Annotated in this window: 19 protein-coding genes; 15 read left to right on the top strand and 4 right to left on the bottom strand. The window is 58.1% G+C overall.

What is annotated here, in order from left to right:
* The first annotated feature begins 4 nt into the window (after positions 1-4).
* The 3 genes from KQI82_RS14785 (at position 5) to KQI82_RS14775 (ending at position 2,156) form a co-directional block, all read left to right on the top strand.
* On the top strand, positions 5-679 hold the full coding sequence (locus tag KQI82_RS14785; protein WP_241426727.1) for a hypothetical protein: 675 nt from the start codon (positions 5-7) through the stop codon (positions 677-679).
* A gap of 149 nt (positions 680-828) precedes the next feature.
* Positions 829-1,743 carry a ParM/StbA family protein gene (locus KQI82_RS14780; protein ID WP_216633452.1) on the top strand — a complete coding sequence of 305 codons (915 nt, stop codon included), beginning with the start codon at positions 829-831 and terminating at the stop codon, positions 1,741-1,743.
* 5 nt (positions 1,744-1,748) lie between these two features.
* Positions 1,749-2,156 carry a hypothetical protein gene (locus KQI82_RS14775; protein ID WP_216633451.1) on the top strand — a complete coding sequence of 136 codons (408 nt, stop codon included), beginning with the start codon at positions 1,749-1,751 and terminating at the stop codon, positions 2,154-2,156.
* A 43-nt stretch (positions 2,157-2,199) separates the two neighbouring features.
* Here KQI82_RS14775 and KQI82_RS14770 read toward each other — a convergent pair whose 3' ends face one another.
* Positions 2,200-2,526: a helix-turn-helix domain-containing protein gene (locus KQI82_RS14770; protein WP_216633450.1), complete on the bottom strand. Its 327-nt coding sequence runs from the start codon at positions 2,524-2,526 to the stop codon at positions 2,200-2,202.
* 134 nt (positions 2,527-2,660) lie between these two features.
* Between KQI82_RS14770 and KQI82_RS14765 the strand changes: the two genes are divergently transcribed.
* The 3 genes from KQI82_RS14765 to KQI82_RS14755 are packed head-to-tail and all read left to right on the top strand — an operon-like array spanning position 2,661 to position 3,766.
* The gene (locus KQI82_RS14765; protein WP_216633449.1) at positions 2,661-3,197 is read left to right on the top strand and encodes an SLOG family protein; all 537 of its coding nucleotides are present in this window, start codon (positions 2,661-2,663) and stop codon (positions 3,195-3,197) included.
* Between the two features lie 42 nt (positions 3,198-3,239).
* Positions 3,240-3,443, top strand: coding sequence for a hypothetical protein (locus tag KQI82_RS14760; RefSeq protein WP_338148993.1), 204 nt, complete (start codon positions 3,240-3,242; stop codon positions 3,441-3,443).
* A gap of 5 nt (positions 3,444-3,448) precedes the next feature.
* A complete protein-coding gene (locus tag KQI82_RS14755; protein ID WP_216633448.1) occupies positions 3,449-3,766 on the top strand; it encodes a hypothetical protein in 318 nt (105 codons plus the stop codon).
* Here the strand turns inward: KQI82_RS14755 and KQI82_RS15965 are convergent.
* From KQI82_RS15965 to KQI82_RS14740, 3 genes are all read right to left on the bottom strand, one after another.
* Positions 3,742-3,942: a response regulator transcription factor gene (locus KQI82_RS15965; protein WP_216633447.1), complete on the bottom strand. Its 201-nt coding sequence runs from the start codon at positions 3,940-3,942 to the stop codon at positions 3,742-3,744. The two genes, KQI82_RS14755 and KQI82_RS15965, sit on opposite strands and share 25 nt — an antisense overlap.
* Positions 3,943-4,125: 183 nt before the next feature.
* Positions 4,126-5,754: a helix-turn-helix transcriptional regulator gene (locus tag KQI82_RS14745; RefSeq protein WP_216633446.1), complete on the bottom strand. Its 1,629-nt coding sequence runs from the start codon at positions 5,752-5,754 to the stop codon at positions 4,126-4,128.
* A gap of 81 nt (positions 5,755-5,835) precedes the next feature.
* The gene (locus KQI82_RS14740) at positions 5,836-7,170 is read right to left on the bottom strand and encodes an ABC transporter substrate-binding protein (protein WP_216633445.1); all 1,335 of its coding nucleotides are present in this window, start codon (positions 7,168-7,170) and stop codon (positions 5,836-5,838) included.
* A gap of 347 nt (positions 7,171-7,517) precedes the next feature.
* On the opposite strand from KQI82_RS14740, the gene KQI82_RS14735 reads away from it, so the two are divergent.
* From KQI82_RS14735 to KQI82_RS14695, 9 genes are all read left to right on the top strand, one after another.
* Positions 7,518-7,910 (top strand): hypothetical protein, encoded by a 393-nt coding sequence (locus KQI82_RS14735; RefSeq protein WP_216633444.1) that lies wholly within the window; start codon positions 7,518-7,520, stop codon positions 7,908-7,910.
* Entirely contained in the window at positions 7,907-8,221 is a 315-nt protein-coding gene (locus KQI82_RS14730; protein ID WP_216633443.1) for a double zinc ribbon domain-containing protein, read from the top strand. Before KQI82_RS14735 ends, KQI82_RS14730 begins: the two co-directional genes overlap by 4 nt.
* The gene (locus KQI82_RS14725; RefSeq protein ID WP_216633442.1) at positions 8,218-8,697 is read left to right on the top strand and encodes a hypothetical protein; all 480 of its coding nucleotides are present in this window, start codon (positions 8,218-8,220) and stop codon (positions 8,695-8,697) included. Before KQI82_RS14730 ends, KQI82_RS14725 begins: the two co-directional genes overlap by 4 nt.
* A 500-nt stretch (positions 8,698-9,197) precedes the next feature.
* Positions 9,198-13,322, top strand: coding sequence for an S-layer homology domain-containing protein (locus KQI82_RS14720; RefSeq protein WP_216633441.1), 4,125 nt, complete (start codon positions 9,198-9,200; stop codon positions 13,320-13,322).
* A 118-nt stretch (positions 13,323-13,440) separates the two neighbouring features.
* Positions 13,441-14,775 (top strand): extracellular solute-binding protein, encoded by a 1,335-nt coding sequence (locus KQI82_RS14715; protein WP_216633440.1) that lies wholly within the window; start codon positions 13,441-13,443, stop codon positions 14,773-14,775.
* Complete coding sequence (locus KQI82_RS14710; protein WP_216633439.1) at positions 14,765-16,384, top strand: helix-turn-helix transcriptional regulator; 1,620 nt, start codon at positions 14,765-14,767, stop codon at positions 16,382-16,384. The genes KQI82_RS14715 and KQI82_RS14710 overlap by 11 nt, the downstream gene beginning before the upstream one ends.
* Positions 16,385-16,774: 390 nt before the next feature.
* Complete coding sequence (locus tag KQI82_RS14705) at positions 16,775-21,469, top strand: S-layer homology domain-containing protein (RefSeq protein ID WP_216633438.1); 4,695 nt, start codon at positions 16,775-16,777, stop codon at positions 21,467-21,469.
* Between the two features lie 228 nt (positions 21,470-21,697).
* Entirely contained in the window at positions 21,698-22,123 is a 426-nt protein-coding gene (locus KQI82_RS14700; RefSeq protein ID WP_216633437.1) for a hypothetical protein, read from the top strand.
* A complete protein-coding gene (locus KQI82_RS14695; RefSeq protein ID WP_216633436.1) occupies positions 22,120-24,492 on the top strand; it encodes an S-layer homology domain-containing protein in 2,373 nt (790 codons plus the stop codon). Before KQI82_RS14700 ends, KQI82_RS14695 begins: the two co-directional genes overlap by 4 nt.
* Positions 24,493-24,554 lie beyond the last annotated feature (62 nt).

Genomic DNA, 24,554 nt, shown 5'->3' with positions numbered 1-24,554 from the left:
AAAAATGGATAAGTTTTATATTGAGCTCTATCCAAAAGCTGATTTGGAAAACGAATGGGCAAAGAACAAGCACACGCCCGGCGCCATGCCCTGTATGCGCTGCGGCGGCCCCATGCGGAAATCTCTTGCCGAAAACGCTCTGAGCCGTGCGCTGAACATCTATGTCTGCCCTGCGTGCGGCATGGATGAGGCCCTGCGGGATGCCGCGGGGAAGGTACTCCCCATAAGCGAGTGGTACGCCGTGAAGCAGCACCGTTTTGCGGAGCATAAGGACCCGCAGGCAGTCAAGCTGACGCCTGCCTGTGCGTTCATGGAGATCTTCTCCGGAGTGCGGAAGACGCTGCCGTTGAGCAGCGCCCGGTATCCTGCTTCGCTGGTTGCCTATTCCCGCTCTGACTATGACGGGTGGCGATGGTGGACAACATGGTTCCCGGATGAAGAAATACGCCCAGCTCCGGAGCTTGGGCAGGAGATCGATGCCTTCCAGTCACAGCTTTTTGCCCTGCCGGAATTCAAAAACCTGTGGGCGATGGAGCGGATGTGCCGGCTGTATGCCCAGCCGACAAATGAGCCCACGGAATTTAATCTGTACGCAGAAACGGCGCATTTTCAAATCTGGCTCCGCTTGATTACACGGGAGCGGGACTATAATCTCTACACATATTTCTTTGCAAAATAACCCAGTTGTTCAGACGCAGAAAGCCGGGGCCGCATCGCGGCCTCCGGCTTTTTCTTTGTGTACAGGCATATTTTTTCCGGAACGATCCGATTTTTGTTGCTCTTATGCGTATTACATCCGTATAAGAGAAGTATAGGAGGTACATAGCCATGTTAATTGCTGTCGATCACGGGAACAAACAAATCAAAACCGTCCATACACCGCCGTTTACCTCCGGGCTTATCCAGAGCGACACGCCCGGCTTCGGAACGGACGCATTGGCCTATCGGGGGAAGTATTACACATTGACCGATCAGCGGATCCCCTACCGCAGAGATAAGACAGAGGATGAACGCTTCTTCATTCTGACGCTTTTTGCCATCGCGCATGAGATCGAAGCGATGGGACAGTACAGCGGCAGCCTCATGCGCGTGCAGCTGGCGGTCGGCCTTCCTCCCGCGCATTTTGGCGTGCAGGCAAAGCGGTTTATCAACTATTTCAACGGGCGGGGTGCAGTTGCTTTTCAGTTTAAGGGAAAGCCCTATGCCATTTTCATTGAAAACACAGCCTGTTTCCCGCAGTCCTTTTCTGCCGCTGCTGCCACGGTAAAAAACCTCGCCTCATTCCCCAGAGCGCTGGTGGTCGATATCGGCGGCTTTACGGCAGATTATGTGCGTTTGCGGAACGGCGTGCCGGACATGGCAGCCTGTGATTCTCTGGAAAACGGTGTGATCCTGCTCTATAACCGCATCTGCGCAAAAGCAAATGCCGAGCTGGACATTCTGCTGGAGGAAAGCGAGATCGACCGGATCCTGCGCGGCGAGGATCAGGACGCGGCGCCGGAGGTCATCGCTCTGGCAGAACGGGAGGCACAGGAATTTATCAACGACCTGCTCAGCGGCCTGCGGGAGCGGATGCTGGAACTCAAGTCCGGCAAAGTGATCTTCCTGGGCGGGGGCGCTACTCTGCTGCGCCGGCAGATCGAAGCGTCCGGAAAAATCGGGCAGGCGATTTTTGTGGAGGACATCAATGCCAATGCCAAGGGGTATGAGTATCTTTACCGGCTTCAGCACAGCGGGCGGTGAGTGCTATGACCGACAAGAAGGACCCCGGGAAATTCACGATCCGCTTCAACATCTGTGACCCACAGCATAAAGCGGTGATCGACCTGCTCAACCGGCAAGGCCGCAGCAAAGCGCAGTTTCTTGTCAGCGCTGTCCTGCACTATATCAACTGCAAGGAGACACCGGAGGTATCTGTTCCGGTTCCAAATCAGGCGGCACTGGAGGAGATGATCCTTGCCATCCTGACAAAGAACCAGAGCTACCTGAAAAAGCAGCCCGAGCCGAAGCCGGCCCCCGCACAGCAGGATGCGGCTATCTCCGCTGCGTCTGAACCTATGCCGCCCGCAGACGGAGCAGAATTGGAACAATGGTTTGGCGGGCAGGATGGTGTGACATCGATCCTGAACTCTCTGAAAATGTTCGAACAGGACTAAAAGCAAATGACCGGAGACGGTTTCCCATCTCCGGTCACAGTCCTTATGGTTCCGAATGCTCCAGGGCACTGCTGAGCATGGCGTATATCATGTTCAGCTGCTTCGGCGTTGCCTGCCTGCACAGGTTCATGATCGCGGCGATGTCCTGTGATTCCGCGTTCGGCAGCATATCCGCCAGCAGGTAGGAGGGCGATACGCCCAGCGCTTCGCAGATGGAGACGAACACAGGCAGGCTTGGCATCTTCGCGCCGGATTCGATTTGACGCAGATAAGTCGCGTTGATGCTGCAAGCCTCAGACAGACGCTCACTCGTCCAGTTCCGTTCCTTGCGTGCCATATTGATGCGCTTTCCGAGTGATTTTCTGTCCATGCTCTCGCCTCCGCTTGTATGCCTGCGGCATAGTTTTTGTACTCTATTAGCTTACATTCATGTTGACTTTCTCAAAAGCCGCTTTTAGAATACAAAATGTAAGCCAATGGACTACAAATGAAAGTGAGAGAAGAATGGAAAGACCGTATCGCTGTGCGATCTTCGGTCAGGCCCCCATGCGGTTCCCGTGGGGCTTTGACGAGGAGGACAGCTTCTGCCGGGAACTGAAAACCGAGCTGCTCCAGCAGATCATGGTTCTGCGGCAGCAGGGCGTAACACAGTTCCTTGTGGCGTGTGACTGCGGCATTGGGCTGTATGCCGCCGAGGGGATCAACCTGATGCGGGAAACGGATCCCGACCTGATGCTGCTTTGCACCGTTCCGCACGAGGAGCAGGCTACCAAATGGGCGCCCTATCTCCGGGAACGGTATTTTGATATGCTCACGAAATGCACCTGCATCGACCACGTCGCCAATCCGGGACAAGACCATGCACAGCTGCTGGCGTACCAGCACATCATTGACCTTGCGGATCTGGCGCTGACGGTCTTTGATGAAGCAGCGCTTCGCGCGGGGCGGGACGAGGATCAAGCCATGACCTATGCCATGAACTGCGGAAAGCCCGTTCTGAACATCGACCCTCACACCCTGAAGCTGTGTGTGCTGAAATAATGGAACTGGCAGGCGTAAATTCTGTTGCGGATCAGGGGGCGTATGCTATTCTTACTCAGCGGCCTGCGGGAGCGGATGCCGGAACTCAAGTCCGGCAAAGTGATCTTCCTGGGCGGGGGCGCTACTCTGCTGCGCCGGCAGATCGAAGCGTCCGGAAAAATCGGGCAGGCGATTTTTGTGGAGGACATCAATGCCAATGCCAAGGGGTATGAGTATCTTTACCGGCTTCAGCACAGCGGGCGGTGAGTGCTATGACCGACAAGAAGGACCCCGGGAAATTCACGATCCGCTTCAACATCTGTGACCCACAGCATAAAGCGGTGATCGACCTGCTCAACCGGCAAGGCCGCAGCAAAGCGCAGTTTCTTATCAGCGCTGTCCTGCACTATATCAACTGCAAGGAGACGCCGGAGGTGTCTGTTCCGGTTCCAAATCAGGCGGCGCTGGAGGAGTTGATCCTTGCCATCCTGGCAAAGAACCAGAGCCATTTGAAAAAGCAGCCCCTGTCAGGCTCAACGCTTGACAGGGGCGGATTGTTTCTTGTTCAGTTTTGTGCTTCTCGCTCCTGACGCAGAAGTGCAATGCAGATCTTGAGCTGATAGACTTTGTGGATGCCCAGCTTTCTGTAAATGTTTTTGCGGTGTGTGGCGATGGTGCTCTCCGAGCAGTTCCTTTGTTCGGAAAGCTCCCGGGGACTGCTGCCATCCGCCAGAGCCTCCAAAATCTCTCGTTCCGTCGGCGTCACGCCAAGGGGCAACTATACCTGTTTGCTGGACCGAGGAGGGGTTCAATATGGACCCACCGGAACAGCCCACTCTATCGGAGAATTAGGACAGAGAAAGAACAAGGACAGGAGCAGAAGTGGGGCGCGGGAAAAGTATGCGGCGGCACATCGTCTCGGGGGAGAGATGCGCCGCCGCCATTGCCGTCATGATTCTTTCTGTGTTTCCGACTCCTGCTGTTCCATCCGCATGAGCGCAACGCAGAGCTGCAGCTGCCGCACCCTGTGGATGCCGGTCTTTTCATAAACCCTCTTGCGGTATGTATCTACGGTGCTGGAGGCACAGCCGATCTGCTCCGCACATTGGCGGGTACTCAGGCCGCTGACAAGAGCCTCGCATATTTCGAGCTCCTTGGTGCTCAGCTTGGCGTAGCCCTTTAAGAATTTATCATAGTCAGCCGGTTTCAGCTCCTTCTTTCCGAGGTGAGCCAAACGACGGATCTCCGCAAGGGAATCGTCCAGCTGCCCCTGCATACCCTCTACCTGCTCTTCAAGCCCCAGCTTTTCGCCTAAAAGCTGCTCGGCTCTGTCCTGGGCATCCTGCCGTTCCGCCTTCAGAGCGGTCACAGCCTCCTCATGGGATCGCATCTTCTCGGAGATGGGCAGCAGCTCCTCAAAGATGGGCTTTCCCTTCTCGCCGCCCGCCACGGTGACATGATCAATGTCCTCCAGAATGGGTCTGAGATAGCGGCGGGTATAGAACAGGCAGCAGCCCACGGCAAAAAACACCAGCAGCGTCAGCAGGGCGGCGATCTCTATCCCGCTTTTCAGCATGGCGCGGTCATAGGTGGCTTTTGAAATCAGCACCGTCAGATCGTGAGGCACCTCATCCCCGACAGCCACTGTAAACGGCTCTGAAATGCCGACAAAGGAAAGCTCCGACCCTACAAAGGCGGTCAGCCCACCGCGCAGGCTCCTTTTTTCCAGCAGCTCATCCGGCACAAAACAGAAGTCGCCTGTGGGATAGGTCAGAAGCCCTCTTTGAACATCCAGCCCCTCCGCGGCATCCGACAGAACACAGGCAAGGCTGCCAATGCCGGTCGGCTGCGCGTGGTGCGCCAAGAAGTAGGTCTGATTGACGGAAAAGCCGCACAGACCGTATACCGTGCCATCCGCGCCGATCATGGGGACGGTCAGAAGGATCGCCTGCTCTGTGGTACCCGGCAGGGTGATGAACTTTGTGGTGCGGCAGCTATGCTCTATGGGTGCGGAGGCTTTTTCCAGATGCTCCGCAAAGCCGGGGAAGTTCGATAGGTCAAATTCCTGCGCCCACTTCCGGTGAGGCATTACCTTGTGCCGCCGCCCGATGTCCGCCATGCCGCGATAGAGCAGCAATTCGCCGGTGGTGTGCTCGGCGTTGCCGCGCTGCACATACAGTCCGGCATGGGAATCCACAGCGGGATCGGAGCTGAGTGAGGCGGCCAGCAGGATAAACGCGCCGGAGCAATCCGTCTGCCGCACATACTGGCACAGCGGCTCCAGCATGGCCTCCTGCAGGGCCTCCACGGCGGCCACATTCCCGTTCAGGGAGGAAAAGTCCGAGGTCTGCTCCTCAATGAGGGCTGTCATATCCTCCGAGAGATGTATGCCCATGACGGAGACGTTCCGCCACAGGGAGGCCATATCCGAGCGAAAGGCTCCCATCTGGAAGGTCAGAGCCTTTTCCGTTTCAGCCCGTGGGCTTTTGAGTTGCCCAAGCAGAAGCAGGGCGACCAACAGCACCGCCAGCAGCAGAGCCGCCAATGCGCCCATGTATAGAAACAGCCGACGTCGCATGGAGGGCTGCGCCTGTTTCAGTTTTGCGAGCAAAAAGCTGGGCATGGACCTTCACCCCCCCTTCCGATGTAGTCGTTTTTTTCAGCGAATGGAGCAGAACAACGCCCAAGTTTCCTCCGCCAGCGCGTCAATGTCCTCACCGGCTGCGGCACGCGCAGGCAACTCCTGCTGGAGCTGGCGCAGACCGTCATAGAGGACGCTGACCTTGCCGTAGTAGCCCTCGAAGCGCGGCTCGGACACGGGGACATAGTCCTCACGCATGGTCTTGAGTGCGGCATAGAGACTCTCATAAGCCGCCGCGGGTGCCGGGAAATTGTCGTAATCCGAGATGGCGTCAAAGGCACCGTTCCGCACCGGCATATAGCCGGTCTGCGCCACGAAGTCGAGGTTGCGCTCTGCCTCCGTCAGCCAGCGGACGAACAGCGCGGCGGCCTCCGCCTTCTGCTCGGTGGTCTTGTAGGCGCAAAGCCCCACGCCTGCCTGTGTCATCAGAGCGTCCGCTCCCGCCGTTTTCGGCATAGGCAGCACATGGAGATCCATGGGCTCCTGCGTGTTGTCCGGGTAGGTGACGGTATCATTATAATATAGAATCGCCGCGGAGGAGCCGAGGCCGCACACCACATCGCCGGTCATCACCTGGGTGTTGGAGTAGAGGTCAGAGACCACCACATGGCCCTGCGCGAGAGATCGGGCGAACTGCATCCAGCTCTCCTTAAATACGGCGTTGTCAGTATCGTACCAGCCGTTTTCCGTGTAGAAATCCCCGCTGCCGCGCTCCATGGCGCAGAGCTCCACGGCACGGATGGGATAATCCAGCGCGCAGAAGGGCTTGCCCGACCAGTCATAGAACTTGCCGGCAGCGTCGTAAAAGCCCTCCCATGTGGCGAGGTCATCGTAGCCGACGCCGGTGGCATCGGAAAAGCGGGCGAAGCCGCTGCCGTTGCACATCAGAAGCTGCGTGGACTTGGAAACGGGGAAGATCAGCAGCCGACCGTCCGCCATACCGTCGGAGAGAAAGCCGGGAACGAAGTCGGAGAGTTCCTCCTCCGTAAACCAGTCGTGCCAATCGACAAGGTTCTCCTCACCCAAGGCGGTGGCATCGGAAATGTGGCAGGTAAAGAGGTCGGGCATCTCCTGCACCTCCTGCCCACCGCTCTGCGCCTCCTTCAGGTAGCCGCCGATCTTGGATGCGCTGCTGGTGCCGGTGACCTTCACCTGCACGCCGCGCTCCTGTCCCACGGTGCGGTTGAACTCCTGCACCAAAAGATCCATGGGCGAGCCTGCCTGTTCGCCGTAGACATGCCAGATGGTCAGAGAGACCGGCTCCTTTTTATTCAGCAGGGACTTCTCTCCGCAGCCGGAGATGGTGAAAAGAAGGGCGGATAGCAGCAGAGCCGCCAGCATACGCTTTTTCATGAAACAGACCTCCAAAACAGAACGGGTGTTTGAAAAATCGGGCTGATTTTCGGATTTTTCAAAAATATTTTTTCGCTTTGTCCCCTAAATGAGGGATTTAGGGGACAGACAAAAGAATGAAAATATGGTACAAGAATAGTGTACGGAGCCGGACGCACCGTCCGGCGACCGTCAGGTGGACAGAGAATCGTTAAAGGGGTACCCCTTTAGGTTGGAGCGAAGCTCCAACCTAAAGATCGCTCGACGCTCTATATCCTGTCGAGCCGACCGCCTCTTTAGCCTTTCCATTGTAGCATATTCCACGACAGCTTTACAAGACGAAATTGGAAAAGAGAGGAGGAATGCGGATGGAGCAGGCGAAGAAAACGGCAGCCTATCGGGTCGTTGCCGACTCGGGAGGCAGCAGGGTCTTCCGTTTTTACTGCGACATCTCCGGCGAGCTGTGCTGCGTGACCAAGCCCATCCGGGCGGACACGGAGGAAGCCGCGCTGGAGATCGCGTGGGAGACGGAGGGCAGGTGGGAGTTCAACCATTGCCCCCAATGCGGGAAGTATGTATCCTCCGCTATGTTCAATGTCAACGCGGGGCTGTGTCTGGACTGCGCCCCGTGGGAGGACGAGTACCCCTCGTTCTGTCATCACTGTGGTGCGCGGCTCCGGGAACCGGACGCCTGCTTCTGCCCCACCTGCGGAGCGAAGCTGATAGCGGACGGTATGGACAGAAAGGAGGGGACGCCATGACCGAATACGATCTGCGGACAAGAAGAGCCCTGCGGCAGGTGACGCTGCTGGAATTCGGCTTCGGACCGGAAACCATGCGGCGATGTAAGCTCTGCCCGGAGTGCGGCAGGGCAAACCCCGCGCAGGACACGCACTGCGCCGACTGCGGCGCGGCGCTGCCGGAAAAGACCCTCTATGACTTCTACCTCTCCCGCCACCGCTGCTGCCCCGGCTGCGGTGTGGCTGTCACCGACTACGCGGTGTACTGCCCGGAGTGCGGGACGCGCTTGCCGAAGGCAGGCGTGACACGGAGAAAGGAGACCGCGGTATGAGCTTTTTCCGAAAGCGGGAGCCACCGGCCAGCGGTCCCGGAGCAGAACAGGTCCTGCCCAGAGCAGTAGCCTGCTTCATCACTCCCGCCATGACCCGCCGCGCGGCGGACTGGCTGGGTAATTTGGGCGGCTGCCGTCCGCTGGGTATTCTATCCGACGACTACGACGATGTGGTCTGGCAGTGTACGGCGGAGAGGGCGGATCTTCTGCTGCTGGAGCTGGACTTTTCAAACGGAGTGGAGGATAAGGACGTTTCCTCTCGCTGCGACATCGCCGTCGAGGTACGGCGGAAGCTGCCGGATTGCCGGGTCTACCTCATCTGCGAGGACGGACACCCGGAAAAGCTGGCCGCGCTGGAAAAGGCGGTGGAACTGAAGCTCATCGACGGCTACTGCATCGGAGACCTCGCCGCAGAGCAGATGCGAACGTGGCTCAGCGAAACGGCAGAAACCATCAGCGGGCGGAGCGCCCGATAAAATGGACCGGCGGCCGCGAGCCGGGGACAAAAACGCGGCGCACAACAAATTCTTTCTATGAAGGAGGAAGAAAAAACATGAGAAAACGAATAACCAGTCTGCTTCTGACGCTGGTGATGCTGCTCTCCCTCGTACCCGCCATGGGCGTGACGGCGCTGGCAGCAGGCGGCGACGGCACCGAAGGAAATCCCTTCGTGGTTACCACCTATGAGGACTTGAAGGAAAAGATGGAGCTAACCGGCGATAAATACATCCAGCTGGGCGATGACATCGACACCTCCACGATGTACGGCGGTTATGGATTGGGATCGACTGACTTTGTCAGTGCGATTGGCAGAAACTATCTTGACCTGAACGGCAAAAAACTGACCCTCAAGAAATCGATCATCGAATCCGATGGCGAAATCCAGTTTATCCGAGTTACTGCGGGCGAACTGATCATTAAGGATTCCCAGAGCGGCGGCGAGATCGTCGGCGTGAACAACGTGACGAGGCGCTATATGCGTTTGATCGATGTCGGGGATGGTGCCAAGCTGACACTGAACAGCGGCAAGCTGCATTTGAAATTCAATGCCGATGCCGATTTGGACAACACAACAATCTGGTCCACGGGAACGGTGGAGATCAACGGCGGCACTGTTGCCATTTCGTGCCCTAACACTTGGGATGAACGAGGAAGTAATCTTTATAATCAGGACTACGCACTGAGTTCGTCCGGCAAGGCCGTGATCAACGGCGGCACCCTTGATGGCCGCGTTTTGCTCGCCGTCGTTGCCAAGGCCTCCGGCGTTGCGGACAATGTGATCACCGGCGGCGACTTCAAGAAGTCGATCTATATCCATAAGGATAAAGACGTGACGGGGGATGTGCCTCTGAACGTATCCATTCAGGGCGGCACCTACTACTATACACCCGGGTATTTCACCCGCCCCGCCAATGCCCCGTACTTTCCGGGAAAGAAAGAAAGTGACCCCTCTGAACTATTCCAATTCGCTACGGGGGATTTTACAGAGAAGGATGTACCTCATGACGGCGCTGTTTATCCTGCATTTCCCGGCGAAAGTTCGGGTTTCAATGGTTCCAATTACGATGTGAAAGCATTTGCCTCCATGTTCCCCAAGAACGCGATCATCACTGCCGCGGGGCAGAAGTATGATTACTATGACGTGAGGGAAGATGAGCCGATGCACATCGTCGTTAACGATGCTGCGTTTACCGGCTCCAGCAGTGCCTTAGACCTTGCGCATCTGGTAAACAGCCACTATAAGACCATCACGGTCACAACGCTGCCCGAGGACGCGCTGAAGGACATGAAGCTGACCGTTGGCTCGGATGGCACGCCGCTTCCCGCCAAAGGCACCTCCACCGTTTCCGGCGATGTGACGCTTGGCAGCGACGGCAATCTGACAAAGGATGTCTATATCACCGCCCGCGGCAATCAGCAGCTGAAGGAAATGTATTACAGCAAACCCAGCAAGATCGACTTCGGCTACAGGCTGAATATCTTCAAGGACGGCGAGAGAGTAGACTACACGGGGGTTATTAGCCAGACCTATGCCGCCGTGGGTGACGAGATTTCTGTCAGCGTGCAGCTGCCGAACTTCAAGTTTGAGGAAGGCGTATATACCTTCCGCCTCGGTCTCTATGCCTACCTCCGCGGCTCGGAGGCGCAGATCGGTGAATACCTCGTTGGTCTTTGGAAGCTGACGGCGGAAAAGGAACCCCCCGCACCCGTGGCGCATAGCATCAAGATTGGAAACACCCACGGTACGGCAACCCCCTCCACGGCAATGGCCGGAGAAACCGTCACCGTGAAGGCGAAGGATCGCACCGCCGACAACATGATGTTTACCCAGTGGTATACGGAAACTGCCGGTGTGACTTTTGCGGATGCGACCAAGCAGGAAACAACCTTTGTTATGCCGGACTGCGATGTGGAAGTGAACCCCGGCTACCATGGGGTTTCGTTCACCAATCAGCCTACCGGCAGCTGGCTTTCTTCGGTTGATGACAGCAAGGTTTACTTTGCATTCAGCCAGCCCATCACAAGCTGGAAGCTGGTGAATGAAGATAATACAACGCTTGCCAGCGGCAACGCTGAAAGTGCGAATGCTCTTGTCGCGGCAACTCTGGGTCCAAAGCCTGATAAAACAGAGATGACCTGCCGGGTTATCGTTACCGCCAATGGTCAGAACTTTACAAGCAATGAGTTTACTTTGAAATGGTATAACGTCCCGGGCGCACCGGATGTAACGGTATATCCAGAAGGCGGCAAGTTCGTTGAGACGCTTGATGTAAACCTGGAAACGCCGAATACCTATTGGGAGATTCTCTATACCACGGACGGTTCTGACCCGTATGACAAGAGTGGAACGACCTGGACAAAGAATCCAGCCGCCACAGTATCAAACGATAGTACACAAGTAAAGATTAGCAAGGACACCACCATCAAGGCTTGCCTTTATAACTCTGAGGGTTACAGCAATATGGAGAAATTTGGCGACATCGCAACCTGTGACTTCACTAAGGTTGAACTCACGCCACCTGTTGCCGACCCTCCTTCCGGCACCAGCTTCTATGATAGCCTGAACGTCTCCCTGTCCACTGATATTGTCAATGCAAAGATCATGTTGTCTTATAATGATGGTGATGTAGATGATCTCAGCGATCCCAACCAGTGGAAGGAATATGAACCGGAGAAGGAGAGCATCACTCTTAGCGGTAGTTATGGTATGCACGGATTCGACGCACTCACCGGTATCCGTATGGAGCATCCCGATGGTTATACATATTGGGTGCATAGCGATAAGCAGGAATATTTATATCCTCGCATTTCCTATGCCACTATTGCCGACGCAAGCGTAGTCGGCAAGGTAAATGAAGAAATCAACCCTGTCAACGTAAGCATTACGCTGAGTGGTGACGTATTCGCGGAAGATCTTACGGCAGGCGTGGATGTTTCCAGCTGGTTTACCAATCTGCCCGCAGGTCTGACCGCCAAGGTCAAGGATCGAACCAACTATACAAAGACCTTGGTCATCACCATCAGCGGCACGCCTACGGCGACCTCCGCCGCGGCCATCAGCGTTGAAATGCCGAAGAGCGCGCTGCGTTATACCGGCACCGGCACTGCCATTGAACAGACCGTCCTTCCCAACTCCAAGGCGGTCTACAGCATCGTTGAGGGTGGCACCCATACGCATAACTATAGTGCGTGGGCAAAGCTGGACGACAACTGCCACTATCAGACCTGCTCCGTTGCCGGTTGCGATGAACCCACTAAGTTCGAAGACCACACCTTAGTCGGCAACTGGAAGCTCGACACGGCTGACAACACCAAGCACTACAAGGAGTGCGATGTCTGCAAGGGCAAGGTTGAAGCCCCCCATGTGGAGAGCAGCAAGATCACCGTTATCCCTGCTGGCATCGGCAAAGAGGGCACATGGAAGACAGAATGCGTTGACTGCGGCAAGCCGATGAATACCGGCACGTTCCCCGCGCTGACTGCCATTTCTGCGGTCAACGTGACCGTCACCGCTCCCGTCAAGGGTGAAACTCCGAAAGATGCAACGACGGCTGATGCCACCTACAGCGTCGCTAATACCGCTTGGGACCCCACTGTCAGCGGCACCTTCGCAGGCGGCACTAAGTACACCGTGACGGTTTCTCTGGAGGCCATCGGCAACAACCGTTTCACCAATGCTACCACCTTCCAGATCAACGGCAAAACGGCTGCGGTCGTCGGTACAAAGCCCACTGCCGCTGGTGCGGATAGCACCAAGATTACCCTTGAGTTCCCCGCAACCTCCAGCGGCTCCACCGGTGGCGGTGGCGGCGGCGGTGTCACCACCTATCCCATCACTGTGAAGAGCGCCAAGAACGGCGATGTGACCGCGAGCCACAAGTCCGCCTCCAAGGGCACTGCCGTCACCCTGACGGTCGATCCCGACAAGGGCTATGTGCTCGATACCCTCACCGTTCTGGACGGCAAGGACAAGGAGATCAAGCTGACCGAGAAGAACGGCAAGTATACCTTCACCATGCCCGCCAGCAAGGTCACCGTGGCGGCCACGTTTAAGGCTTCTGCCCCCACCGGCAAGAATCCCTTCATCGACGTGCCCGCTGGCTCCTACTATGAGGACGCTGTTGTCTGGGCGGTTGAGAAGGGCATCACCAGCGGCACCAGCGCTGTGACCTTCGACCCCAACGGCAACTGCACGAGAGCGCAGGCAGTCACCTTCCTGTGGCGTGCTGCCGGTTCCCCCGCCCCCAAGACCAAGGTCATGCCCTTTACTGACGTTCCCTCCGGCAGCTACTACTATGACGCTGTCCTGTGGGCGATGGAGCAGGGCATTACCAAGGGCACCAGCGACACCGCTTTCAGCCCCAATGCTTCCTGCACCCGCGCTCAGATCGTCACCTTCCTGTGGCGTGCCAACGGCAGCCCCGCTGTCAGCGGCAATTCTGCCTTCACCGATGTGGCGGCTGACGCTTACTACGCGGCGGCAGTCACCTGGGCGGAGAAGAACGGCGTCACCGGCGGTATCGGCGGCGGACTGTTCGGCTCCAACAACAACTGCACAAGAGCCCAGATCGTCACCTTCCTCTATCGCAGTGTGAAGTGATCCTCCGGGCATAACGCGCAAGCAAAGCACCGAAAGGCGCGGCGGCCATGCCGCCGCGCCTTTTCCCAAAAATCGAAAACGGGCGGGACCCTTTCCCACCGAGCGAGGAGGCATATCCATGAAAAAACGAATCTTCCTGCTGGCGGCGCTGGCCGCCGGTCTTGTGCTGTGCCTCGCCGCTTGCGGGGAAACCAACGGAGACCCCATCACCGTCACCCTCTGGCATGTTTACGGAGGTGAGGTAAACTCGCCCATGAACGCGCTGGTGGAAGAGTTCAACCGCACCGTCGGGCAGGAGCAGGGCATCCGGGTGCGGGTGGACAGCGTCAGCAACAGCGGCGTTATCCACGAGAGCGTGCTGGCCGCTGCCTACAAGGACCCCGGAGCGCCCGAGCTGCCGGACCTGTTCGTGTCTTACCCAAAGACCGTGCTGGCGCTGCCGGATGAGAACATTCTGGCGGACTACCGGGACTATTTCACCGACGAAGAGCTGGAGGGCTACCTCCCTGAATTTGTTGAGGAAGGAACGATCCATGACCGGCTGGTCATTCTGCCGCTGGCAAAATCCACGGAGATCCTCTTTGTGAACAAAACGGCCTTTGACCGTTTCGCCGCCGAAACCGGCGCAAGCCTGGGCGAACTGGCCACCTGGGAGGGGCTGTACGCCATGGCGGAGCGGTATGCGGACTGGTCGGGCGGCAAGTGCTTCTTCGTTCACGACTACCACTTCAACTATTTCCAGGTGGGGGTGGAGTCGCTGGGCGAGGACTTTTTCGACAAGAACGGCATTGCCTTCGGCCCCAAATTCGCCTACGCATGGGAGCCTTACGCCAGAGCTGCGCTGACCGGCGGGCTGTGGCTGGGCAGCGGCTATGCCACCGAGCCGCTGCGCACCGGCGACGTGATCGCGTCCGTCGCCTCATCCGCCAGCGTGCTGTACTATTCCGACGTTGTGACCTATGAGGACAACCGTACCGAGCAGGTGGAGATCGTCTCGCTGCCCTGTCCCATCTTCGAGGACGGAGAAAAGCTGGTCATGCAGCGGGGCGTGGGAGTCTGCACGGTAAAGTCCACGCCGGAGCGGGAAAAGGCCTGCATGACCTTCCTGAAGTGGCTGACCGAGCCGGAGCGGAATGCGGACTTCGTTACATCCCTTGGATACATGCCGGTGACGAAGGAGGGCTTTGACCGCTACCTGCCTGCCGCCATCGAGACGCTGAGCGATCCCATGTATGTTTCGCTCTATGAAGCCTTTCTGAAAACGCGGCAGGACTACACGTTCTATGTGCCGCCCCAGCGGGAGGATTATCTCAATCTTGAGACCCACTTTGAAAAGGCGGTGCGTCTGCGCCTGGCGGCCGGGCGAGCCCAGTACCTGGAGCAGGGCGCGGACGCACTGGAGCCGCTGCTTCGTACCGTGCGGGAAGAGCTCCAAAAAAGCTATGGCAAGTGACAAAAACGGGAAGGGAGGGATCTCCGTGTTGCTTTTGAGCAGGCGTCTGTCCAAAACTGACAGTTCAGCGGGCAACCGCAGCATCGGCGGCAGTCTGGTGCTGTACTGGCTGTGTATGGTGCTGGCGATGCTGGCTGCCGCGCTGCTACTGCTGAGCGTGACGGGGGTCCTCTCCCGCACAGCACGCCAATTCGGGGAGACGGCGGCTTTGCAGCAGAGCAACACCGCCGCACTTTTTACTGCCCAGATGGATGCCCTCGCCGCGCAGGGCATTGAGCTTTCCGAAACGGTCGGCGGAGAGCTGGAGCGCTTTCTTGCCCGCCGCGGTCTCTCCTTTGACGCGCTGAATGACGATCCGGCGCTTATCGCAGAGCTGGAATCCCTGATGATCCCCGCTCTGGAAACCACCATGGCGGGCAGCACCTGCAGCGGCGTATATTTCTGTCTGGATGCCACAGCCAATACAACGCTGCCGGAATCCAAAACCTCCCGCATGGGGGTGTATCTCCGCTATTCCGGTCTGCGCTCTGCCCATCCCAGCGGCATCACAGCCTATTTCCGGGGAGCGGTGGATGCCGCGCGGGAAAACGGCCTGCAGCTTCATAACCGCTGGAATCCGGAGCTGGACACGTCCCTGATCCCCGGCTACCGGCAGGTCATGGCGTGGGAGGGTGAGCGGCTCTCCGGCGGCTGCCTCTGGACGGGGCGGGTGCCGCTGCTGGATACCTGGGAGAGCGTGACGCTGCTGTGCGTTCCCGTGCGGGATGGGAGTGGAACGGTGCGGGGGGTCTGCGGCATGGAGCTCAGCGAGCTCTACTTTGGCCTCTCCCACAGCACGGTCCCCAGCTCCTACGGCAGCTTTCTGATGCTGCTGGCCCCTATGAACGGGGATACCCTCCTTCTGGATAAGGCCATGCTGGGCAGCACGGAGGGGACGGACCTGTCGGCCTCCGGCGAGATGAGAATCCGAAGCGGCCGGGACTACGATACCTTTATCTGGAACGATACGACCTATCTTGGAAAGTACCAGGTCATCCCCGGACGGCTGGCGGATGGCTATCCGCTGGCGGCGGTAACGCTGATACCGGAGAGCGGCTACCGCCACCGTGCCCAGACCGCCCGCATCAGCTGGATCCTTGGTTCCCTGGGCTTCCTTGCGGGGATGCTGGTGCTGGCCGCCGCCCTTTCCCGCCGCTTTGCCACGCCCATTGCCCAGGGCTTTGCGGCGGCCAGAAGCCAGGCGCAGGACTGGCAGCCCACGGGGATCCGGGAGATCGACGAGCTGACGGCCTACTTCCACAGCCGCCTGCGGGAAAGCCAGCCCGAGGCCGCCCTGCCCCGGCAGGTGGAAAGCCTTGTGTCCGAGCTGATCGACCGGGCAAAGGGACTGACCGGTACAGAGCGCGTGATCCTGCGCTACTATGCCGAGGGCTATGCTGTCAAGGACATCTCCGGCCTGCTGTTCATCAGCGTGGGGACGGTGAAGGGACACAACAGCCACATCTACAGCAAGCTGGGAGTGGATTCCTACGACAGCCTGAAAGCTTACCTGGATGTACTCCGGCGCTGTGATCGGCTGGAGGACCTGCTGCAGGGCGGCGGTAAATGATCGTACCGATGAAAAAGGCTGCCGGTTGGCAGCCTTTTTTCATATCGATAACGGACACAGGGGTGTTTTTCCCGTGCCGCAGTACCTGCCCAAAGGGCGAACATCCCCATCTCTGGACGGAGGACGGAAAAACCGTCCTCCATTTTTGGGTTGTCGAAAATATCCAACATATACCGCTTGCTTTTGTGCGTTTCGTCTATGACTGAGTCCTGTTTTTGCGGGTTTTGCCCCAAAACAGGACGTAGGCCTATATCATTTTACGGAAAGCTATGGTAGAAATAAGCTGAGACATCGGCATTCCCGCCGTCAGGCCGTCCCCCATTCCCGACGGCGGGAAAAGCAATTTTTTTCATGGTTCCGCAGGAACCGGAAAAGGAGGAGAAAAACAAGATGAAACAACGAAATCACGAAGAAGTGTACACTTCTTCCACGAGGAGTTCTCCTCGTGGAAAGAGGCTCCTGTCGTGGCTGCTGAGCATCGTGATGCTGCTCTCGCTGCTGCCGGGCATGGAGCTTCATGTCCACGCCGGCTACGAGGACGGCGCCGAGTGTCCCGCCTGCGGCCACTACCATTGGGACGACTATATGTGCGGCATCTGCGGCGCGTGCAGCGAAAACTGTACCCAGACAGACTGTTGGCTGGAAAACCACCCCTGTCCTTATTGCGACCGCTGTATCCTGGACTACGGCGACGACTTTTTCTGTGACAGCTGCGGCACCTGCTTCCACTGCGTCGACAGCAACGAGGACAGCGGCGAGCACTGCCAGATCTGCTTGGCGGAGGACGTATACTGCTCCGAATGCAGACTGTGTGAGAGTTGCGCGTCCGACCTGGATGGTCACTGCGTCGAGTGTGGGGATTGCTTCCTTCTGGGCGGCACGGCCCAATGCGAGATGGAGCACTCCGCGGATCCCGGCCCTCACTGCACCGGCGAGAGCCTTGTGTGCGAGGAGTGCGACGGGTGCTATTATGATGACGAAGATCTCTACTGCGAAGACTGTCAGAAGTGCATAGAGTGCGCCAAGGGCCAGAGCCACTGCATGGAGTGCGGCGAGTGCTTTGAATCGGAGGAGTACGAATGCGATGCCTCCATGGATGAGTTCACATTCAATGTCTGCCTGACCTGCTGCAAGTCCTACGGCTGGCACTGTGAGGAGTGCGAGGAGCATATCACCGGCGACCGCTGGTGCCCCACCGGCGGCGATGGCACCCACTGCGCCGAATGCGCCGAGGATTACCTCTGCCCCGAGTGCGGCGAGTGCGCTCTGTGCGACGACGACGGTCAGTGCGAGGACTGCGGCATGTGCGCCGATTGCTGCTCCGGCTATCTACGCGCCCAGTACGAGTGCGAATGCGAGGGCGAAAGCGGCTGCCACGACAGCATTGACGCCGATCACATCTGCTCATCGTGCGAGCTTGCCTTCTGCACCCGCGAGCAGTGCGAATACTGCCTTATGTGCACCGAATGCTGCGAGTCCGACAACCAGTGTGAGCACGGCGTCTGCTTCGACAACGAGGAAGAAATGGAAGCCCATACCTGCGTGGAGTGCAGTGAGTGCTTCGATGAAAGCGAGCTGTGCCCCGACTGCTGCGACACCGACGCGGTCCGCTGCTATGACTGCTGCCACAGCCTCAGCGAGAGCGAGGGCTGCGAGCACGAGGTCTGTATGAACGGCCCCGACTGGGAGGATCACTGGTGCGCGGACGGCGACCACTGCATCGAGGAATACTGCGACGTCTGCGGCGGCTGCAAGGCGTGCTGCGACGAGGAGCGCGGCGACTGCGACCACGACTTTACCTGTCCCAACGACGGCGGCTGGGACGACCACTTCTGCGAGGAGTGCGGCGAGTGCTACGATGATTTTGAGCGCTGTTCCGAATGCGGCCTGTGCGTGGTGTGCTGCGCGGCGGCGGCCGAAGAGATGGGCTGTGAGCACGAGATCTGCATCGGCAGCCCTGAATGGCAGGATCACTATTGCTATCAGCACGGCCAGTGCATTGAAGATTGCAATCACGGGCCTTGCCAGCATGAGACCATAAGCGACTGGAAGTCCGACAACAAGGGACACTGGCGTCAGTGCGCCCTCTGCGATGCGAGACTCTACAACTTCCCCAAGCAGGCACATCAGGGCCAGTACTGGACTGTTACCAAGCCTGCCACAACCACAGCCACAGGGGAACGCACACTCTACTGTGATTCCTGTAAGTACCCCATGAAAACGGAACCTATTCCCGTGGTTTCCTCGCACACCTGTGCAGGCACAGGCCCGTTTTTCTATGACGATGACCGCTATCATTTCAGATACTGCGATACCTGCGGCAAAAAAATAAATATTGCTATGCATGACATCAACAACCACTACTGCGCAGACTGCGGCTTCTGTGATGTTGATGCACCTGAAATTCTGGATTACAGCCGTAATCCCAAGGTTCATCCGACCGATTCCACAGCCCCTGTCTACATGAACCTTTATGTTACGGCGGCGGGCGAAAACCTGGAATATCAGTGGTATGAAGAAGCCATCGAAGAAGGCGACGGCGGTGTTCTGCTCACCGGTCAGACCAACGCCCGCCTGCGTATCAAGGTGCAGGACTACTTCGGCAATGACCTTACCACCTGCAAGGACGACAACAAGACATTAAGCCGTTTTGTCTGCGTGGTGAAAAACCCCGCCGGTGAAGTTCCTGTTACCATCGACGTGAACTTCGAGTGCGTCGATCTGTATTGGCAGGATATGGACGAGGGCACGGACACCAACAACGGCCATCTGCTCACCTGCCGCACCTGCGACAAAACCGAGGGTGATATTATTCCGCACCGCTACAACGGCACCCATAAGTGCGCCGACTGCGGCCACGTCAGGCCCCCCGTCATCAAGAGCCACCCCTATAAGACCTCTGTGAAGGTGCGGGACGACGAGCTCGGTCCCATCAAGATGAGCTTCAGCGTCACCGCCATGGGCGATGGCCTGACCTATCAGTGGTATTACGCCGCCTACAAGGACGGCGACCCCGAATCCATCCAGAACTTCTATCGGACGGTTTCTGATGAGGAGGGCGGAAAAACCTCCTCTATCTCCATTGAGATTTGGTCCAACGCCTGCGCCGAGGAGCCGCATTACAAGGTGTACTGCGTGGTCACCGACTCCCAGGGCAACACCAAAACCTCCAACACCGCTGCCGGCGAGGTGCTGCACACGCTGGCCAAGGGCTATACGGTGCAGACCTATCATCCGGACGGCACCCCTGCCAATGAGATCCCCCTTTATAATGACACCTACCACTGGCGCGTCTGTATCGGCAGCGCCCACTCCCTGATTTTTGACGACGATATCAACGTCTTTGAAAAGACCGAGCACAGCAAGGTGCCGCTGATCGTCACGGCCGCCACCACCAGCTCCAAGGCTGTTGTGAAGGACGTCTGCTCCATCTGCGGCTGGGCGAGCGAGGAATACGAGGTGGGCGACATCCTGCCCGAGTGCACCGGCACCGGCGGTGTGGACGGCATGGCAAGCCCTGACGGAAAACACAGATGGATAGACTATTGTCCCCTCTTACCGAAGGGCGCGGCTATGTTCACCATCCCCGAGGAGCTGCAGGCTCTGTATGGCGGCGAGACCGTCATCGACAACACCTATCCTGTGGGCACGTCCAGTCAGCACGCCGCTCAGTGCGGTTACTGCGGCGCAACGGATCTGACCGGCAATCTCAGCGGTGTCAAGCCCGGCCCGCACGAGTTTGACAAGGGCGACGGTTGGAAATATTACAAGGAAATTGAACCTACCGAAGAACACGGCGCTATTATGTACCGCTATGACCAATGCGAGGATTTCTACGAAGCCAAGGTGGTCTCCGCTCTGCCGCATGAGCACAAGGCAGGCGAGATGCAGCATGACAAGACCCAGCACTGGAATGCCTGCACCAAAGCAGAATGTGCAGAAAAGCTGAACACCAAGGGCCACACCTACACGGATTGGACTTGGGTGACTGAGCCTACCGAAACGGTGGAAGGTATCCGCACACGCAGCTGCACGGTTGCCGGCTGTGGCTACGTGCAGACGCAGAACGTGGGCGTAAAGACTTACAGTATCACTGTCAAGGACGGTAAGGCTGACAAGGTTTCTGCCAAGCAGGGCGAGAGCGTAAACATTACCGCTGACAGCCGCACCGATGCCCTTTTCAACGGCTGGGTTTCTGAGGATGTGACCATCAGCGATCCCTCGAAAGAGACCGCCAGCTTTGTGATGCCGGCGCACGCTGTCACCGTGACGGCCAAGTGGACGTATATCGGCGGTGGCTCCGGCGGAGGCGGCTACAGCTACTACACCATCAAGGCCACCGCAGGCGTGAACGGCTCCATCTCTCCCGCCGGCAGTGTCAGTGTCCGTGAGGGCAAGGATCAGACCTTCACCATCACCCCAGACAAGGGTTACGCCATTGCCAGAGTGCTGGTCGATGGCAAGGACGTGGGCGCGGTGACGTCCTATACATTCCAGAATGTGAAGGGGCCCCACAGCATCGAGTCCGTCTTCGTGAAGATGGACGGCAGCACCCAGAGCGGCGTGTTCACCGATGTTCCCGCAGGCTCCTACTATGAGGACGCCGTGATTTGGGCCGTGGAAAAGGGCATCACCACCGGCACTGATGCGACCCACTTCTCCCCCGATGGCATCTGCACCCGCGCGCAGGCCGTCACCTTCCTGTGGCGCGCAGCAGGCAGCCCCGCCGCCAAGTCCGCAGTCATGCCCTTTACCGATGTGAAGGCTGGCAGCTACTGCTATGACGCGGTGCTGTGGGCCGTGGAGCAGGGCATCACCAAGGGCACCAGCGATACCATGTTCAGCCCCGACGCCACCTGCTCCCGCGCGCAGATTGTCACCTTCCTGTGGCGCTCTCAGAAGTCTCCGGCAGCGGGCACGGCCAATCCCTTCACCGATGTGAAGGCAAGCGCCTACTACGCTGACGCGGTGCTGTGGGCCGTCAAGGAGGACGTCACCAAGGGCACCACCAACACCACGTTCAGCCCTGACGCCACCTGCACCCGCGCACAGATCGTCACCTTCATCTATCGCAGCGTGAAGTAAGCTTCATCAAAAGACGGAGGACGGAAAAACCGTCCTCCGTCTTTTGCTTGTTGAAAACGCCCAGCAGATGCCGATGGTTTTTGTATGTTCCGTCTATGACTAAGTCCTGTTTTTGCGGTTCCGCCCGAAAAACAGGACTTAGGCCTATATTTTTTTTCTGCGAAAACTGGTAGAGATAGAGTCAACAGAGCCGCAATCGGGAGAACTGCCGGAGAGGAGGGACTACACATGAAGCAGGTCATAAAGGAGGCGATGGGAGACTGCTCTACCATAGGGGAGTTTCGCTTTCTCCTTCACTGTCAGGAGTGCGGCAGAACATGGCACAGCAGCCCCGTCCGCTTTTCCAAGGCCGGCACAAAGCCGGAGACAGAGGGGATGCGCGCGGTGTTCCGGACGCTCTACGAGCGGGAACGGGCGGCTGCACGGGAAAAGGCCGCGGCGGAAGCCTCAGAGATCTTCAGCCAATGCCCTGTCTGCGGCAGACTGGTGTGCGACCGCTGCTTCCTGATCTGCGAGGATCTGGATCTATGCACTGCCTGCGCGGAAGCATTGCAGGTGCGCGGCGATGTTGTGGCAGGAGAAGCTTCCTCTCCGCGGGAGTTTCCTGCCGAAGCAGCCGGAAGAATTTCAACAGAAGGAGATGAAACGACATGAGAAAACGGAAAAACACTGGGAGGCTCCTGAGCATCCTGCTCTGTCTTGTGATGGTGCTGGGAACGCTTCCCACGACAGCGCTGGCGGATGAGCCGCAACTGGAGGGGGATCCGATACCGGAGTCCATTTCCTTCTCCGTGATCGTGATGAAGAAAGATGACAACGGCAGCCCGCTGAAAGGGGCACATTTTGAGCTGATCCCGATGCCGGGTACTAACGGCGAGGGCAAATTCGCCTACTCCGACGAAAACGGCATTGCCACCTTTGATACCAACATCACCCCCGGTACATACACGCTTGCCGAGACAGAGGCTCCTTTCGGCTATGTCGCAGCCGCGGACCGATACACTGTGGAGGTGTACGGGACGCCGGATGCCGAAGGAAATGTTCTCAGTGTCAAGCCGATCATTCCCAATTCTGTGTGGAACATTGTGGCAACGCCCCACAAGAACGGCGCGACCATCGCCACCTTCTTCAACAAGCCAGTGGAGAAGGTAGAAATCTCCCTTTCCATTGAAAAGACCGTCGTCCAGGGCGGCAATGTCGCCCCAGGCAGCGAGACCTTTACCTTTGAGCTGCTGATGGGCGACGGTGAGGATCAGGATACAACAACTCCCCTCTATCGGCTTCTTGACACTGCGGAGATCTCCACCAACGGCGCAGGGACTACGGAGCATACGCTGAAATTCAAAATTCCGGAGGACCTCAACAGCCAGGACGGCTTCGGGCGGAACGACATTTATCTGCGTGAACGGGCGGGCAGCGCCGCCGGCTGGACGTATGACGACGCGCTGTATCGTGTGAGCTACATGATGAACAATGACGACTCCCACAGTTATATCTTTCATGGCGTAGATCCCACAACGGGAAACTATCTGGAAAAAGCCCCCTTCACCAACATCTACAACGGCACGAGCTATAAGCTCCCCTTCACCAAGACGGTAAAGCTGGGCGGCAACACCGCTCCCGGCCGGGAGACCTTCGAGCTGGAGATCTTTAATGTAGGCAACAGTAATCTGACAAATTACGGCAATCTCTACACCGCCGACGTCACCACCAACGGCGTGGGCGATTACGATGGCAAACTGGTCATTTCCGGCCCGGCGGATCAGGTGCGGGAGCTGGTCTGCGAGGGCTTCTATGTCCGGGAAAAGAACGCCGGTACCGCCAACTGGAGCTACTCCGACGAGGTTTGGTTTGTCTCTCGCGAGCAGGTCCCTTCCGTGCCGGGTGACGGAACCGTTATTCTCCCGGGCGGTTTCCCCGGCAATATAACGCCGACTGATCCCGAGCGGGAGTATACCTTTAAGTTCTACCCCGCCACGGCAGAGGTCAGTGATAATGGCATCTTTTATGACTATAACAGGGAAGATCAGAGAGAGAAAATGACCTTCACCAACACCTATACCTACCATACCAGCGTCATTCCCACCGGCGCGGCCATCACGGCCAACAAGACCGACGCTCAGGGCAAGGCCCTTGCCGGGGCCACCTTTGTGCTGGAGGACAGCCGGGGCCGGGAGGCCTATCAGGCCACCTCCAACACCAGCGGCACTGTGCGCTTTACGGATGTTTCCAGCGGTACCTATACCCTGCTGGAAAAGAAAGCCCCGGAGGGCTATGTGCTCTCCAATGAAACCTACACCCTCACCGTCAGCGGTTCCCGCGTCACGATGAACGACAAGGCCTATTCTCCTGTGACCTTCGTCAACCGCAAGGCCGCGGAGTTGAACCGCACCGACCATTTCATCTTCCTGGTGGGCTACACCGACGGCACCTTCGGACCGGAGCGCGACATGACCCGCGCCGAAGTGACCACCATGTTCGCCCGCCTGCTCACCGAGCGGATCGAGGCGGATAAGACCGATTCCAACACCTTTTCCGATGTGCCGAAGGGCTACTGGGCGGCCAACTACATCGGCTATATGCGGCAGTTCGGCATCATCACCGGCTATTCGGACGGCAGCTTCCGCCCCGACGCCCCTGTGACCCGCGCCGAGTTCGCCGCCATTGCCAGCCGCTTTGAAAAGCTGACTCAGGGCAGCAAGAGCTTCACCGATGTGCCGGATACCTACTGGGCAGCCCGGTACATCAATTTCGCGGCCACCCGCGGCTGGGTCACCGGTTATTCCGACGGGACCTTCAAGCCGGAGAATCCCATCACCCGCGCCGAGGTGGCGGCGGTCACCTGCCGCCTGCTGGAACGCAGCGCGGATCAGAGCTATATCCGCAGCCATCTCAAAGAGCTTCGCACTTTCTCGGACGTGACTGAGAGCCACTGGGCATACTGGTACGCCATGGAAGCCGCCAACGGCCATGACTACACCAAGTCCGGCGGCAGCGAAAACTGGAGCCGCACCTATCGGTAACGGATCACCGGATCCCCCGGCCCCAAATGGGTCGGGGGATACTCTTCCCGCAAAGCAAACGC

This window comes from Dysosmobacter acutus (genome assembly GCF_018919205.1).
In the GTDB taxonomy this organism is placed as follows: domain Bacteria; phylum Bacillota; class Clostridia; order Oscillospirales; family Oscillospiraceae; genus Oscillibacter; species Oscillibacter acutus.
Note: the sequence above shows the minus strand (reverse complement) of the source record. Positions and strands in the feature narration are given on the sequence as shown.